At 66.7% G+C, this 15,373-nt stretch carries 10 protein-coding genes; 5 read left to right on the top strand and 5 right to left on the bottom strand.

Translation table 11 applies throughout. The features are described 5' to 3' along the window. Nucleotides 1–57: 57 nt before the first annotated feature. Nucleotides 58–3,783, bottom strand: coding sequence for a YhdP family protein (locus tag ACQR1Y_RS16365; RefSeq protein ID WP_434875911.1), 3,726 nt, complete (start codon nucleotides 3,781–3,783; stop codon nucleotides 58–60). 533 nt (nucleotides 3,784–4,316) lie between these two features. Here ACQR1Y_RS16365 and ACQR1Y_RS16360 point away from each other — a divergent pair. The 4 genes from ACQR1Y_RS16360 to ACQR1Y_RS16345 all read left to right on the top strand — a co-directional run bounded on the left by ACQR1Y_RS16360 (nucleotide 4,317) and on the right by ACQR1Y_RS16345 (nucleotide 9,472). Beyond that, on the top strand, nucleotides 4,317–5,048 hold the full coding sequence (locus ACQR1Y_RS16360; RefSeq protein WP_434875910.1) for a peroxiredoxin: 732 nt from the start codon (nucleotides 4,317–4,319) through the stop codon (nucleotides 5,046–5,048). Nucleotides 5,049–5,153: 105 nt separating this feature from the next. Then, entirely contained in the window at nucleotides 5,154–6,515 is a 1,362-nt protein-coding gene (locus ACQR1Y_RS16355; RefSeq protein ID WP_434875909.1) for a peptidoglycan DD-metalloendopeptidase family protein, read from the top strand. 108 nt (nucleotides 6,516–6,623) lie between these two features. Next, complete coding sequence (locus ACQR1Y_RS16350; RefSeq protein WP_434875908.1) at nucleotides 6,624–7,022, top strand: hypothetical protein; 399 nt, start codon at nucleotides 6,624–6,626, stop codon at nucleotides 7,020–7,022. Nucleotides 7,023–7,195: 173 nt separating this feature from the next. Further along, nucleotides 7,196–9,472: a TonB-dependent receptor gene (locus ACQR1Y_RS16345; protein ID WP_434875907.1), complete on the top strand. Its 2,277-nt coding sequence runs from the start codon at nucleotides 7,196–7,198 to the stop codon at nucleotides 9,470–9,472. Nucleotides 9,473–9,513: 41 nt separating this feature from the next. Here the strand turns inward: ACQR1Y_RS16345 and ACQR1Y_RS16340 are convergent, their stop codons facing one another. The 4 genes from ACQR1Y_RS16340 to ACQR1Y_RS16325 all read right to left on the bottom strand — a co-directional run bounded on the left by ACQR1Y_RS16340 (nucleotide 9,514) and on the right by ACQR1Y_RS16325 (nucleotide 15,133). Then, nucleotides 9,514–10,761 carry a LysM peptidoglycan-binding domain-containing protein gene (locus ACQR1Y_RS16340; RefSeq protein WP_434875906.1) on the bottom strand — a complete coding sequence of 416 codons (1,248 nt, stop codon included), beginning with the start codon at nucleotides 10,759–10,761 and terminating at the stop codon, nucleotides 9,514–9,516. 149 nt (nucleotides 10,762–10,910) lie between these two features. Next, nucleotides 10,911–12,092 (bottom strand): trans-sulfuration enzyme family protein, encoded by a 1,182-nt coding sequence (locus ACQR1Y_RS16335; protein ID WP_434875905.1) that lies wholly within the window; start codon nucleotides 12,090–12,092, stop codon nucleotides 10,911–10,913. A 142-nt stretch (nucleotides 12,093–12,234) separates the two neighbouring features. Next, complete coding sequence (locus ACQR1Y_RS16330) at nucleotides 12,235–13,899, bottom strand: methyl-accepting chemotaxis protein (RefSeq protein ID WP_434875904.1); 1,665 nt, start codon at nucleotides 13,897–13,899, stop codon at nucleotides 12,235–12,237. Between the two features lie 271 nt (nucleotides 13,900–14,170). After that, the gene (locus ACQR1Y_RS16325) at nucleotides 14,171–15,133 is read right to left on the bottom strand and encodes a pyridoxal phosphate-dependent aminotransferase (protein ID WP_434875903.1); all 963 of its coding nucleotides are present in this window, start codon (nucleotides 15,131–15,133) and stop codon (nucleotides 14,171–14,173) included. On the opposite strand from ACQR1Y_RS16325, the gene ACQR1Y_RS16320 reads away from it, so the two are divergent. Next, the gene (locus tag ACQR1Y_RS16320; RefSeq protein ID WP_434875902.1) at nucleotides 15,107–15,268 is read left to right on the top strand and encodes a hypothetical protein; all 162 of its coding nucleotides are present in this window, start codon (nucleotides 15,107–15,109) and stop codon (nucleotides 15,266–15,268) included. The genes ACQR1Y_RS16325 and ACQR1Y_RS16320 overlap by 27 nt on opposite strands. The last annotated feature ends 105 nt before the right edge of the window (nucleotides 15,269–15,373 follow it).

The raw sequence follows: 15,373 nt of genomic DNA, 5'->3' as shown, positions 1-15,373 counted from the left end.
CCGATAGCAATCATCGGGGGGGGGGGAAGCGAGCCCAAAGGGACTCTGATAGCGGCGTCAGTTGTTAGGCGGCAGCTCGCCCGGCGGGTATTGCTGCTTGCCGGTGTTGAAATCCATGATCTTGCGCGTCACGCCCGGCAGCATCGCCGAGATCGGATTGATGCGCACCACCGGCTGGCTCGGCGTGCCCACGACCTCGTAGGTGACGCCGAACAGGCCCTCGTTGCTACCGCCAAGGAACAGACCGACGATCGGAATCTGGTTGAACATGTTGTTTAGCCCGTACAGCGGCACGATCGTGCCGGAGGCGCGGACCTGATTGACGTTGTAGTCGATGCTGCCTTCGATGGTCAGGCCGAGCGTCGGCCCCTTGACCACGCCGTCGCGGATCGAGAGCAGGCCGTTCTGCCGCGTGAACTCCGCACGCAGCATCGTGAAGGCGATGCCCTGCGACGCCGGCTGCGTGGCGCCGGAGGCGGCGCGATCGAGCGCCTGCTCGCCCCTGACGGTGAAGTTGCGGACGATCGCGAGGCCTTCCTTGGGGCTCGTGTCCGCCGTCGGCGGCTCCATCGCGAGCTCCAGCTCGCCACCGGCCATCTTCGAATAGGTGTCGGCAAAGCGCAGCAGCGCGCCGGCATCGTTGGTGACGAGATAGATCACCTCGCGGCCCTGCCGTCGCGCGCGCGGATCGGAGCTCGGCGCCTCGCGGCCGACTCGGATGTCGGCGGTGACGGGCGTGTCGCGGCCGACCTTGCCGCTCAGGTTGAAGCTCTTGAACGCGCCGCCCCGCCGCGACAGCTTGACGTCGACGCTGCGCAGCGCCTCGCCATTGTAGCCGGCGACGGCGCCGAGCTTGACCTCGGCATCGAAGTCGAGATTCGAGCGCGCCTTGTTCTTGTCGGCGTCCTTGTTGCTGCCGGAGATCGCCGACTTCAGGAAGCCGCGGCCGTCGAACACGTCGCCGCGCATCGACAGCTTCAGCACGCCGTCCTGGCCGCGCTCGGCCTTGAGCTGCGTCTTGTCGCCTTCCGACGGCGAGTAGGTCGGGAAGTTCGCGTTCATCAGGTCGCCGTTCTGGTCGATCTCGAGCGAGCCCTTGATCGAGACGCCGCCGCCTTCGATGTTGATATCCTCGAAGCGGGTCGATTGCGGCTTGGCGACCACGTTGAACGTCGCCTTGCTCGATTTGCCGGGGTTCTTGACCCAGCCCGGCAGGAGGTTGTCGAGCTTGAGCTGGGTCAGATCGGCCTCGACGCCGAGCCGGCTGTCGCGATCGGGCGAGCCGGCGATCTTGCCGTTCAGCTTGAGCGGCACGTTGCCGGAGATCGCGGTGCCCAGATCCACGCCGAGACGCGCCCGGCTGGCGTCGTCGAGGATCGCCTGCATCTTGATGTCGGCATCGCCCTCGTTCGGCTTGCGATAGTCGAGCGACGCCGGCTGGCCGTTGATCTTGACGTCGCCCTTGACCTGGTAGCCCTGCGTGTTGGCGACGATCTTGAGCGTGTTGGCCTCGAGCTTCTGGTTCATCACCAGCTTGTCGGCGGAAAATCCGCTGAGATCGGCAGTGACCGTGTAGTTGGTGTCGGCCTTGGTCAACTCGCCCTTGACCGGCATCGCCAGATTGATGCTCGCCTTGAATTCACCCTTGGTCTGGTTGGGATCGATCGGAAAGGACGAGAGATCGTTGAGCCGGTCCGAGGACAGGATTTCGGCCGCGGCGGCGACCGGACCATCGACACGCATGCGCACGCGCGACGGCGACGGCTTGGGCGCCATGTCCGGCACTTCGAACACGAGGTCGGAGAAGTTCAGCTTGCGACCCGCGGGCGTATCGGCAACGCCCTGCCCGACGGTCACCGTCGCAGTGCGCCCCGTGACGTGGGCCTTCATGTCGGCATCGCGCACCGCGGGCAGGCCGTCGACCGGACGCACCGTCACATTGGTCGCGACGACGTTGACGTCGAGACCGTCGTCGGGAATCGGCGGGCCCTTGCGCGGCAGGTTGCGGGTCGGCGAATTCACCGCGATGTCGATCCGCTGCACGTTGCCGCGCTCGATGCGCTCGATCATCCAGGCTCGCACCTCCGGTACGATCAGCGCCGGCCAGATGCGCTTCATCGCCAGCGCCGGCATCGGCGTGGCTGCGAATCCGAGCTTCAGCCGCGGCTCGCCGGCATAGTCGACGCTGCCGGTGCCGGCGACGCCGATCTCGCCGTTGGACACCTCGGCCTGGGTCAGCAGCACGCGCTTGCCCTCGGTGTCGAAGCGAAAGTTGATCGAGATGCGGTTGAAGATCAGCGGGGCTTCATCGGCGATCGCGCCGAGCACGATGGTGCCGCTGTTCAGCCCGAGCCGCCAGTCGTTCACCGCGTCATTCGGCGGTTCGAGATTGGCGTTCAAGGTGATGCGGTTGGCGCCTGAGATCACCCTGAAAGGCGCCACCAGCACGCGGCGGCCGGCGTCCCAGTCCATGCTGATCTCGGCGGAGTCGATCGCCATCGGGTAATCGGGCGTGTCGGTATCGATGATCTTGCCGGCGCCGATGTTGATCTTGCCGCGCAGATAGGTCGGTAGCCCGTCGCGCGCGAGCTCGCCCTTGATCTCGCCCGTCATCGGCAGGTCCGCCATGTAGGTGAGATCCTTGAGCCGCATCGCCAGCAGGATGTTGCTGGTCGACACCTTGTCGGCCTTGATGTCGATCGAGCGCACGCCGTTCGTCTGCGGTCCCACCAGCACGCGCAGCGACCAGGGCTTGGCCCCCTCCTCGCCGAGACTGAGCGCCACGCCGCCACCGGAGGGCCGGCGCAGGCTGAGGCTGATGTTCTCGAAGGTCCATTTGTTGCCGCGCTGCTGATCGTCGACGATCAGCACGCCGTTCTTCAGACCGATCTCGTTGAGGTTCTGGCCGTCGAGCCCGGTCAGGCTCAGGCTGTCGAGCCAGTCGAGGCCCGCCAGCAGGCCGTTCTGCGCGGGGGGCGCCGGCGGCGTCCCTGCCGGGGATGTCCCTGCCGACTGCGCGACAGGCGCGCTGCTGGGCGGCGCCGCAGCATTCGGCACGGTGATGGGCTGCCCCGGCCGCGGGAAGGTCGGCGGCAGGCCGGCGTCACGCTTGGATGCGACACCGGTCGCCAAGGGCTTGTTGGTTTCGCCGGTCGAGACGGTGACGGTGCCGTCCGGAGTGATGCGAATCGCAAGCTCGGCATCGACCAGCTTGAGGCTCTCGGCCCGCAGCTGACCCATCAGCAGCGCCGCGCCGGACAGCCGCACCTCCGCCTTGGGCGCGCTTGCGACGATGGCGTGATCCTGATCACGCACGATGATGTCGCGGATGCGCACCGCGATCCGGATCCGGCCGGCGCGCTCGATCTGGGTGCCGCCGACTTCGACCGTGTTGCCGTGTCCGATATTGTCCTCGATCGCCGCCGCAAGCCACGGCGTCGCCAGATCCAGATTGATGGGTCCGGCGCCGAGCCGCCACCACAGGCCCGCGAACCCGACCGACAGAACCAGAATCAGAACGGTGAGCGTCAGGACGACGCGCTTGATCAGACGTCCACCCGGCGCGCGCGACCGCAGACCACCGCCGCGGCTCGTTCCGTCGTGCGAATCGGCATGCGACAGCAGCCGGCGGGTACGCTGTCCCGCCGCCGGATCATACGCCTCATCGTGCTCATGGGGCGCGTCTTCGTACTGGTCAGCCACGTCCCAGTCCGCGTCATCCCACTGTTGGCCCTGGATGTCCGCTTGCAGATGGGGCCGGTGGGGTGATGTCTGTCTTGCCATTGCCTCTCGGTGCCGGCCCCTCGTGTCCGAAACATTCGTGCCAATCCGGCCTTGGCCAGGTTGGTCGCCGGTGTGGCCCCGCGCGTTCAACGGGCGCGCAGGCCGACTGGCCGGCGTTGCCCGATCCCCAATGATCCCGTCACGCTTCGACGGGGGCTGTCAACCACGCACGCTGTCAACAACGCACGCCGTCGACCCGGCCGCCTGTCTCGTCACACGACGGTCGGCCGCAAATCCCTTTCACTATACTCCGCCGCTGTCGGGTTTGCCCACCCGCCCGCGCCAGCGGCCCGCGCCGCGACCATCCCGCGAAATTTGTGACGGCGACGTCTGATCCGGAGACAGTACGAGAATCGTCATTGCACTTGTGCTCAATTGCGCTGGTCCGTGCTCGTAGCCGTGATGTTCCCCTCGTCGCAAGAGGCTCTCCTCTGCGCGCGGCAAAGCACGAATGCCAGAGCGATCCCGGGACACCGGACAAGAACCGGGACGGTTTCAGTTTTGAGCCGCCGAAAGCGACGAAAGGAAGGCGTATGTCAAAGGAATCACAAAAGAAATCCTCCAATCCGGCGTCATACGGGAAAGCCGGCGGGAACCGGCTCGCCACCGCCGCCAAGAAGGCCGTAACCAAGACCGCCAAGCCGGCAGCGGCCAAGAAGAGCGCCTCGGCGAAGGCGCCGAAGAGCAAGGCCGGCGCCAAGACGAGCGCCAAGCCTGTCGCTGCAAAGTCGGCGGCCCCCAAGGCGGCCAAGACACCTAAGGCCCCGACGGCGAAGCCCGCCGCTGCAGCGGCAACCGCGTCCGGGCTCGCCGAAGGCGCCAAGGCGCCCGCCTTCAAGCTGCCGCGCGACGGCGGCGGTACCGCCTCGCTCGCCGACTACGCCGGCAAGAAGCTCGTGCTGTTCTTCTATCCCAAGGCCAACACGCCCGGCTGCACCAAGGAGGCGATCGACTTCACCCGCCTGTCGAAGGACTTCGCCGCGGCCGGCACCGCCGTGCTCGGAGTCTCGGCCGATTCGGTCAAGGCGCAGGACAATTTCCGCGACAAGCACGACCTCGCCGTTCCCCTGATCTCCGACGAGACCCACGAGATGCTGGAGGCCTACGGCGCCTGGGGCGAGAAATCGCTCTATGGCCGCAAGTTTCTCGGCATCATCCGGAGCACGGTGCTGATCGGCGCGGACGGCCGCGTCGCCAAGGTGTGGCGCAACGTCAAGGTCGATGGCCATGCGGATGCGGTGCTGGCGGCGGCCAAGCAGCTGTAGGACTGCGGGATTGGGTGTTGGGGAAAAATTAACCATGCAGGGGTCAAATCGCTCCCGTAAATGACGCCGCTGGACCGACGATCTCCGGCCGGCGCGGGAGTGTCGATGTCGCATCGTTCCGGCCAGTACGCCGAATATCCCCAGCACCATCCTCATGATCGCGGACGCGCTGTGCAGCAGCGGCGGACGCCGGTCACTCACCCTGCCCCGGCACCGGCGGCGTCGCAGAGCGACTACACGCTGGTGCATGCCGGCAAGCAGGTGCGCATCGGCCCGGTCGTGTTCTGGATCGTGGTCGGCACCGTCAGCCTGCTCGGCATCTGGTCGGCGGCGACCGCGACCTATTTCGCGTTTCGCGACGACGTGCTGACGCGGCTGATCGCCCGCCAGGCCGAGATGCAATATGCCTATGAGGACCGCATCGCCGAGCTGCGCGCCAAGGTCGACCGCGCCACCAGCCGGCAACTGCTCGACCAGGAGCAGTTCGACCAGAAGCTCGACCAGATCCTGAAGCGCCAGACCGCGCTCGAAGGACGCGCCACCGCGCTCGGCAGCATGCCCGACATCACCGGCTCGATCCGCCCGCCGGCGCGTGCGCCGGCGATCGAGCCGTCGGCCGCGCCGGCGACGCCGAAGCCCTCGCCGATCAGCGACACCGTCATCTTCACCGCGCCGCCGGACCGCGAAGCACGCCTCGAATCGCGCAGCCCCGTGCTCGCCAATGCGCAGCCGAATCCATCCATCAAGCTCGCCGGCGTCGACAACGTGCTGACGCGGCTGACCCGCTCGCTCGACCAGGTCGAGGCGCGGCAGATCGCGATGCTGGCCTCGGCCGAGGAAACGCTGGAATCGAAACTGCGCCGGATGCGCGGCGTGATCACCGATCTCGGCCTCGACATGGGCCAGCTCGAAGCCGCGACGCCGAAGGGCGGCATAGGCGGCCCGTTCGTGCCGGTCAAGCTCGGCGCCGAGTCCGGCCCGTTCGAGCGCCAGCTCTATCGCATCAGCATCACCCGCGCGCAGGTCGAGAAGATGAACCGCACGCTGTCGCTGGTGCCCTATCGCAAGCCTGTGATCGGCGAGGTCGAGTTCACCTCGGGCTTCGGCGTGCGCACCGATCCGTTCCTCGGCCGCCCCGCCATGCACACCGGTCTCGACTTCCGCGCCGCCACCGGCGATCCGGTCCGCGTCACGGCCAACGGCAAAGTGGTGAATGCCGGCTGGGCCGGCGGCTATGGCCGCATGGTCGAGGTCGACCACGGCAACGGCCTCTCGACCCGCTACGGCCATCTCTCGGAGATCAACGTCAAGATCGGCCAGCAGGTGAAGATCGGTGACATCATCGGCGAGGTCGGCTCGACCGGCCGCTCCACCGGCCCGCATCTGCACTACGAAACCCGCATCGATGGCGAAGCCGTCGACCCGCAGAAGTTTCTGCGCGCCGGTGTGCGGCTGAGCGCCGGCTAGACCATCATCTCGACACCAGCGCGGCGCGCGACTGACGCGCGTCGGCGTTGCGCGATCGCAACTGGTCCTCCTCCGCAGCTATGCTAATCATGCCGCGGGGAATAGGCCGTGCATCGCATCGCATCACATCGCAGCCAACTGACAGGCGTCGTCGCCTGTGCGATGGCCTATGTGCTGGCGCTGCAGGTCACGCTTGCCGTGAGCCTGAACGCCTGGCTGCCGCCGAGCTTTGCCTTCGCCTTTGGTGAGATCTGCCACGAGCGGATCGACGGCGATGCGCGGCTGGCGGACCGCACCGACACGACGGAGGCGCCCGCCACCGCCTCGGCGGCGCATTGTCCGCTCTGCGTCACACCCGCCTTTGCGCTGCTGCCGCCGCCCGATGCGCCTGCCGTCACGCTGCGGCGCGTGCTCGGCATTGCGTTTGAACCGATCGCGCCGCTGCACATCGCGATCACCGAGATCGATGCCGCCCATCGGGCGCGCGCGCCGCCCGAGGCCGCCTGAGCGGCGCTCGCCGCACCTTCCCATAACAGATGCGTCCCATGCCGCCTCCGTGTCCACGGAGCCGCAGCGTGATGGTGCGCCCCCTCTCGGCATCACCGGCCGGGCGCCGCCTGCGCGCGCCCAGCTCCTGACCTCATGCGCAGATCTCTGCGCAGCATTCTTTCGAGCTTCTCATGTCGAACGCCATATCGGGTCCGCAGCGGCCCACATCCTCTGCCGCGTTGCTCGCGGCAACTGCACTCCTGTGCTCAACCGCCACGTCCGCCCTCGCCCGCCCCGCGGAGTCGCTGCCGACCGTGACCGTCGATCCGGCGCGTCCGCGCGCCGCCAAGCCGCGGCCTGCGGCGAACCATCCGGCGCACGAGACCCGTGCGCCGGCCACCCGCCCGGCCGAACCGGCCGCACGCCAAGACACGGCGCCGGCCGCCGCGAGCAGGACTCTGCCGGCCCGGACCGCTTTCGATCGCGCGTTGTCCGCGAGCGATTCGGCGGCTCTGGTCGGGGATCTGCCGGGCGGCGCGGCGTGGGGCGCCGGCGGCGTCTCCAGCCTGCCCGCGATCAACGGCATGGGCGCCGACCGGCTGCAAGTCGCGATCAACTCGATGCTGATCTCGCCGGCCTGTCCCAACGAGATGAATCCGCCGCTGTCTTTCGTCAATCCGGCGATGGTCGCGAAGATGCGCGCCTATCTCGGCATCGGGCCGGTCTCGGTCGGCGGCGACTACATCGGCAGTCGCATCGACGTCACGACCGCGCCGCCGGCCTTCGCGGCGACCGACGGCTGGGTCTCGAGCACGCGGCTGTCGAGCTTCTTCCGCAGCAACGGCAATGGCTATGGCGTCGATGCCACCGCCACGGTTGCCAATCGCGACACCAGCGTCACCTACACCGGCGGCTGGGTCCGCTCCGGCAACTATAAGGCCGGCGACGGCTCGACCGTGAAGTCGACGCTGTACGAGACGCAAAACCACGCGATCAGCATCTCCAAGCAGAGCTTCGGCAATCTGTTCACGTTCCAGATCGGCGGCCAGTTCATCCCCTATCAGGGCTATGTGAACCAGTACATGGACATGGTCTACAACCGCGGCCTGTTCGCCAACGGCCGCTACGAAGGCGCGTTCGACTGGGGCACTCTCGAGGCCTCGGCCTTCGTGCACCAGATCCGGCACACGATGGGCTTCATCGCGCCGGACAAGGTCTCGGACATGCCGATGGACACCAAGGGCCTCGACGGCGGCTATGCGATCAAGGCGACGATGCCGGTGTCGGGCGCGGACCTGCTGCGCGTCGGCAACGAGCTCGCGATGAACCGGCTCGACGATTGGTGGAATCCGGTGGCCGGGTCGATGATGATGGGCCCGAACAGCTTCATCAACATCAATGGCGGGCAGCGCAACCGCGTCGGCACGTTCGTCGAATGGGAGCGGCGCTGGGACCGGCAATGGACGTCGATCATCGGCCTGCGCAACGACGTCGTCTGGATGAACACCGGCAACGTCGCGGGCTACAACGCGATGATGTACGGCGCCGATGCCACAGCCTTCAACGCCGCCGACCGCGCGCGGACCGACGTGCATCTCGACGGCTCGGCATTGGTCCGCTACGAGCCCGACGCGCTCAGCCAGTTCGAGCTCGGCTTCGCCCGCAAGACGCGCTCACCCAATCTCTATGAGCGCTACGCCTGGTCGACCAATGCGATGGCGATGCAGATGATCGGCTGGTTTGGCGACGGCAATGGCTATGTCGGCAATCTCGATCTCAAGCCGGAGAAGGCGCACACCGTGAGCTTCACCGCGGGCTGGCACGATCGGGCGCAAAAGCTCTGGGACATCAAGGTCACGCCCTATGCGAGCTACGTGCAGGACTATATCGACGTCGACCGCTGCGGCACCGCGGCCTGCCTCGCCAGCAACCCGGCCAACCTGACGACGAATACCGGCTTCGTCTTCCTGCAGTTCGCCAATCACGACGCAACGCTCGTCGGCGTCAATGTCGAGGGCCGCGTGACCGTGTGGGATGACCTGACCTACGGTCACGGCCAGATCCGCGGCCTGATCGGCTATATCAGGGGCCGCCGCACCGATGGCGTCGATCTCTATCACATGATGCCGATCAACGCGAAGCTGGCGCTCGACCATCATCTCGGCGGCTGGACCAACTCCATCGAGCTGCAACTCGTCGGAGCCAAGGATGTCGTCAACCAGGTCCGCAACGAGCTGACCACGCTGTCCTACGCGCTGGTCAATTTGCGCACCGGCTATGAATGGCAGCACGTGCGGATCGATCTCGGCGTCGATAACCTGTTCAACCGGACTTACGATCTGCCGCTCGGCGGCGCCGATCTGGTCGACTACAAGACGGTGTCGATGATGGGCTCGTCGCCCGCCTATGGCTATTCCGTCAAGGGGCCGGGGCGATCGCTGAATGCACGGCTGAGCGTGAGCTTCTGACGATGTGCCGGCCCGCAGCGGCAGGCTGCGGGCCGCACCCTCTACGGCTTCGCCGGAATCGTGAAGACTTGGCCGGGATAGATCAGATCCGGACTGCGGATCTGCTCGCGGTTCGCCTTGTAGATCACGGCGTAGCGCATGCCGCCGCCGAGCACGCGCCGGCTGATGTGCCACAGGCTGTCGCCGCGCGCGACCGTCACCGTCGAGATCCTGGACTCGGTCTTCGCTGCAGGCGCGATGGCCTCCCCCGGATCACCCGCGGCCGCGAGCAGCGTCGGCTGCGCCGCCGGGCGCGCAGTGTCGGCCGTGGTCGGAGCCGCGGCCGAAGCCACCGATGCGGTCGTCAACGTGTCGTCGGGCAGGCTCAGCGGCACTTCGGCGCGCGCCTGGACGGAGCCCGAGGCGGCGTCGACCTCGTCGAGCCTGACGCGGTCGTCGCCGGCCCGGCTGACGCCCTTGCCGACGGTGATGCCGAGACGTCCATCGGCGCCCGCGACCGTCGAGGAGATCAGCCGGTCGTTGAGATACAAGCGCACCGTTGCACCGGGACGCGCGCGACCATTGATGCGCAGCACGCCGTCCGATTCATGATCGACCGCGTCGACCGCCAGCGCCTGCGGGATCGCGGCACTCGGTTTGGAGAGCACGCGCGTCGGCTCATCCGGCGCCAGCAGCGCCACCGTCGCCGGCTGCCGGCTCACCTCGACATTCACGGCCACGCTCTGCTTCGAGATCACCTCGCGGCCGTCGGCCAATTTCGACCGCAGCGTCAGCGCGTAGCTGCCAGCCGGAAGCCGTGAAGGCACCATGGCGAACTGACCGGCCCGATCGGCGACGGCCCGGTCATGCACCTCGCCATTGCGCAGCAGCTCGACCGTCGTGCCCGGCGCCGCGCGCCCGGCAACGACCGCGTCCCCGGAGGGATCGACATTGACCACGTCGAAGGCCGGCAGATCGGTCTGAACGGCCGCTTGCGGAGCCAGCGAACCCAGCACGTCGGCAAGGCCGCTGGCCTGCTTCTGCACCCTGGCGAGCGGGCTTGCAGCCTGCTCACTTGCCCCCTGCTCCTGGCCGCGTAGGACTTGCGCCGTTGTCTGGTTGGGCCCGGCGTCGCGCGGCGCTCCGGCGACCGCATTTGCCGGCTCCCGCGTGCCTGTCGTGTCCTGCGCCCTGATCGCGGGATCACGATTGGAGATCGGACCGAGCACGAACACGAAAGCTGCGGCGGAGGCCGCAAGCGCCGCCACGCCGAGGATGACCCCGACCATCGGCTTGCCGTTCAAGATCATGCGTCGGTCCGTCCCTCATCATGTCGATGGCGCGCGAATCGCCCATATCATTCGTGTTCGACAAACACCATTACGGCAGCCCGGCGGCGAGACCGTAGCATTCCGGACTGCTGCACCACGTCAGCATCTGATGCAGACCGGCCACAACGCTATGCGCTCGCGGACGTCGACACGCCGAGGGCTTCGAGAAAGCGCGACAGGTCCTCCCACAGTTCGCCCGGCTCCTCCAGGCCGATGCTCAGCCGCACCAATCCCTCGCGCTCATCCCATGGCCTGATGGTGCGGCCGGCCACGACGTCCATCGGCGCGATCAGGCTATGCGTGCCGCCCCATGACGCGCCGATCGCAAACAGCCGCAGCTTGCCAAGCGCCTGATCGATACGTGGCGTGCGCTCCGGCTTGATGACGATGCTGAACACGGTGCTGGCGCCGGCGAAGTCGCGCGCGAACACCTCATGTCCCGGACAGAATGGCAGCGCCGGATGCAGCACGCGCGCCACCGCGGGCGCCTCCTGCAGGCGCTTGGCAAAATCCAGCGCGACGCGGCTGGAATGCGCCATGCGCACGCCCATGGTCTCGATGCCGCGCAACGCCAGCGCCGCCTCGTCCGGCGACACGCCGATGCCGAGCGGGCCCAGCACATCCTTCAGCGCCTTGCGCAAGCTCAGATCCTTGACCGTGATCGACCCGAGCAACAGGTCGGAATGGCCGCCGACATATTTGGTCAGCGCCTCCACCGCGAAGTCGACGCCATGGGCCAGCGGCTTGAACAGCAGCGGGCTGGCCCAGGTGTTGTCGCATCCCGTGAGCACGCCGCGCGCTCTTGCCGCCGCCACGATCGCCGGAACGTCCTGCACCTCCATCGTGCCGGACCCCGGCGACTCCATCCAGATCAGCCGCGTGGCGGAATCGATGAGCTCGGCGATGCCGCCGCCGATCAGGGGATCATAGATCTGGTGGGCGATGCCGCGGTCCGCGAGATAGCCGGCGCACAGCCCCTTCACCGGCGGATAGACGTGGTCCGGGATCAGCACCTTGTCGCCGGGCTTGAGCACGGCGAGCATCGTCAGTGCCACCGCAGCCTGGCCGGAGGGCACGAGCACGGTACGCTCGCCGCCATGCAGCGCCGTCAGCTGCGCCTCGAGCGTCCGCGTGGTCGGCGTACCATGCAGGCCATAGGTGTAGCCGTCGAGCCCGCGCTCCACCCGCCGCGCGAAGGCCTGCGGGTCATCGTAGACAATGGTCGAGGCGCGATAGGTCGGGACCGAGAGCGATTTGAAGCCGTCCTGGGACACGGCGGGATGCTGAACGCAGCGGGTGAGATCGTGCATGGGAACCTCGCAAGGACAGGAAGCCGTGCTACCACAATCGCGCGGGCCGTGTGCGTTACGCCCGCAATTTTGACGTGGCGAGCCCGGCGCGCCGAGCGCAGATTGAAATGCGCGGTCATTCCCCCCCGGGCCGGCGAACAGGCTAGGCCAATTCCGCCGATGCGCGCTGCATGTTGGCGGCCATATCCGCCGTCACCGTGCTCTGTTCCTCGACCGCCGCAGCGGTCGAGGCGATGAACTCGTTGACGCTGGTGATGGCTGCCTTGATCATGGTCAGCGAGCCCGTGACGTCGCCCGCGATCGTGTTCAGCGCTGCGATCTCCGAGGAAATCGTGTCGGTCGCATGCTTGGCCTGGCTCGCGAGGCTCTTCACCTCCGAGGCGACCACGGCGAAGCCGCGTCCGGCCTCGCCGGCACGGGCCGATTCGATCGTAGCGTTGAGGGCGAGCAGATTGATCTGCCCGGTGATGCCCGCGATCATCTCCACGATGCCGCTCATTGCCTGCGATGCCGCATTCAGCCGCTGGGCCTGGCCGTCCGCGGCCTCGACACGGCTGGTCGCGACCTTGGAATTCTCGCGCGACTTCGCCATGGTCTCGGAGATTTCGCGGATCGACGCGCTCATTTCCTCGCTGCCGGCGGCGACGGCATCGATCAGCTCCCGGGCGTTGTCGGCCTTCTTGCGGCCGATCGCCTGCGCGGTGATGTCGGTGGCGTATTTCACGACCTTGTAGGGCTTTCCGTTCAGGTCGAAGATCGGATTGTAGGAGGCCTGGATCCAGATCTCGCGGCCGCCCTTGGCGATTCGCTTGTACTCAGCCGCGCGGTATTCGCCGCGCCTGAGCGCGTCCCAGAACTCCTGATAGGCCGCCGAGTGGCGCTCGGCCGGTTCGACGAACATCGAATGATGCTGGCCGACGATGTCGGCCAGCGTGTATCCCATGGCCTGCTGGAAGTTCTCGTTGGCGGTGCGGATGGTGCCGTCCATGTTGAACTCGATCACCGCCTGCGACTTCTGGATTGCCGCGAGCTGACCTCCGCTATCCGCGGCTCGCATCTTCTGCGCCGTGACATCGGTTGCGAACTTCACGACCTTGAATGGCTTGCCCGTTTCGTTGAGGATCGGATTGTAGGTCGCGAGAATCCAGACCTCCTTGCCGCCCTTGCCGATCCGCTTGTACTCGGCCGCCTCGAATTCACCGCGATTGAGCTTGGCCCAGAACGCCGGATAGGCCGGACTCGCGCGGTCCTCGGGCGTCACGAACATGCCGTGGTGCTTGCCCTTGATCTCGTCCAGCGTGTAGCCCATCACGGACAGGAAGTTGTCGTTCGCCGTGATGATGGTGCCGTCCATGTTGAACTCGATCACGGCCTGGGCGCGGTTGATCGCCGCGATCTTGCCGGCGTCCTCCATGTCCTTGATCTTGTCGGCGGTGATATCGGTGGCGAACTTGATGAAGCTGACCACGTTGCCATCGTCGTCGAGCAGCGGCGCGTAGGACGCGTGAACCCAGATCTCCCTGCCACCCTTGCCGAACCGCTTGTACTGTGTGGTCCGGAACTCGCCGCGCCGGAGGCTCGCCCAGAAATCGCGATACCGCGCGCTATCGCGCTCCGCCGGGCTGACGAAGATGCTGTGATGCTTGCCCTTGATCTCCGCGAGCGTGTAGCCGCTCATCTTCAGGAGATTCTCGTTCGCGTCGAGAATATTGCCGTCGAGGTCGAACTCGATGACGGCCTGGGAGCGGTCGATCGCCTTGACCTCCGCCAGCGCGTGCTTCACCGCCTTGCCATAGAGAGTGAACACGTCCGGCATCCCCCACATTGCCGATAGCCGTAGTGGCCATCTACGACTGCAAACAATTTGCACAACCTCGTTGAGTAACTGTAAACGAGCACAACGCGAACATCGCAACTAACTGCAAAAAGAGTGAGTTCCCTCGTTCAGTTGATTGTTCCCGCGTGGAACATGGACCGGCGTGGCCTCCGGCATTCCTTCTGATGACTGCGATTCAGAGCCGGCCCGCTCGATCGCCGCGGCTCCTCAGCAACGCGCACGGTGCCGGATCAATCCTAGGTCACTGCTTCGACGCTGCGACGGTCATCAGCGCCTCCGACACCCGCCCCAGCGCCTCATCGAGATCCGGCAATCCCAGCAGGCCAAATCCGAGGCGGACCACGTGGGGCTCATCCGCGAACCACGATCCCGGAGCGACGCGGGTCTCGCGAACCGCGAGTTCGTCATGGAAGCGCGTGACGTCCGCATCGCCGAACACGCTGCGCTTGAGCCTGACGCAGCAAAGCGCGCCGGCATCCGGCCTGACCCATTCGATCAGGTCCGCATGAGCGATGACGAACGCCGCGGTCCGCGCCAGTCCTGACGCAAGATGCCGCCTCCGGCCCTCCATGATCGTCTCTCCTCGCTGCATAATCCGGAACGCGAGCGCTTCGTCGACCACGGAGTTGGAGATTGTCGTGTTGAACTTGCCCAGGATGAGCTGTGTCCGCAGCCCCGGGTGCTGCGTGATCAGCCATCCCATGCGGATGCCAGGCGCGCCGTGGGACTTGGAAAGCGATGCACAGCTGATAAGGCGGCGGTCGCGCCCGACGAGGCCCGGCCGGACCTCCGCCTCGCCATACACCGCCTCGCGGTAGGTTTCGTCCAGCAGCAGGAAAGCGCCAGGGCAGATCGCGTCCAGGGTTGCGAGCAGATCGCGCAATTCGCGATCCGTCAGGGCGACACCCGAAGGGTTCTGCGGCGACGCCAGGCTGACCAGCCGCGTCCGTGGCGTCAGCAGCGCTCTCAGCCGATCGAGCTCGAGACGATACCCGTCGTCGAACCTGACCGGCAGGTCGGCAACGCTCATGCCGGCGGATTGAAGCACAGTGCGCGCGTTGGGAAAGGCCGGCTGCCCGATCACCGCCTCGGCTCCCGGTTCGCTCAAAACGAAGGCGATCAGGAACAGCGCCTGCATGCAGCCGGCGGTCGTAACGACGTCGTCCGCCGTGACTCCATGGCGCGCTGCGATCAGCTCACGCAATTCGGCCCGGCCCTCTGTCGGCCCATAGGCGAGCGCAAGATCCTGCAGCTCGTCACCTCGGCGATCTGCAAACACATCGCCGAGCCGGAGATCCGGACCGAGGCTCTCGGCGAGATCGAAACGGACCGGCTGTGAGGTCAGGGACATGATGTCGTTATGCGGAAAGCGGCGCGGCACATAAGTCATCGGAGACCTCCGGGAAAACCTGCAAGGGACGCTACCGCCGCGACGAGCCTGGAT

The sequence above is a fragment of the Bradyrhizobium sp. HKCCYLRH3099 genome (assembly GCF_051167855.1).
In the GTDB taxonomy this organism is placed as follows: domain Bacteria; phylum Pseudomonadota; class Alphaproteobacteria; order Rhizobiales; family Xanthobacteraceae; genus Bradyrhizobium.
This window is presented reverse-complemented; position numbering and strand designations above follow the sequence as displayed.

What these genes read in the sequence shown, in the direction of transcription:
- ACQR1Y_RS16340 (WP_434875906.1), bottom strand. Translation starts at nt 10,761, where the DNA reads ATGATCTTGAACGGCAAGCCGATGGTCGGGGTCATCCTCGGCGTGGCG.
- ACQR1Y_RS16355 (WP_434875909.1), top strand. Translation starts at nt 5,154, where the DNA reads ATGTCGCATCGTTCCGGCCAGTACGCCGAATATCCCCAGCACCATCCT.
- ACQR1Y_RS16345 (WP_434875907.1), top strand. Translation starts at nt 7,196, where the DNA reads ATGTCGAACGCCATATCGGGTCCGCAGCGGCCCACATCCTCTGCCGCG.
- ACQR1Y_RS16320 (WP_434875902.1), top strand. Translation starts at nt 15,107, where the DNA reads ATGGCGCGCTGCGATCAGCTCACGCAATTCGGCCCGGCCCTCTGTCGG.
- ACQR1Y_RS16365 (WP_434875911.1), bottom strand. Translation starts at nt 3,783, where the DNA reads ATGGCAAGACAGACATCACCCCACCGGCCCCATCTGCAAGCGGACATC.
- ACQR1Y_RS16360 (WP_434875910.1), top strand. Translation starts at nt 4,317, where the DNA reads ATGTCAAAGGAATCACAAAAGAAATCCTCCAATCCGGCGTCATACGGG.
- ACQR1Y_RS16335 (WP_434875905.1), bottom strand. Translation starts at nt 12,092, where the DNA reads ATGCACGATCTCACCCGCTGCGTTCAGCATCCCGCCGTGTCCCAGGAC.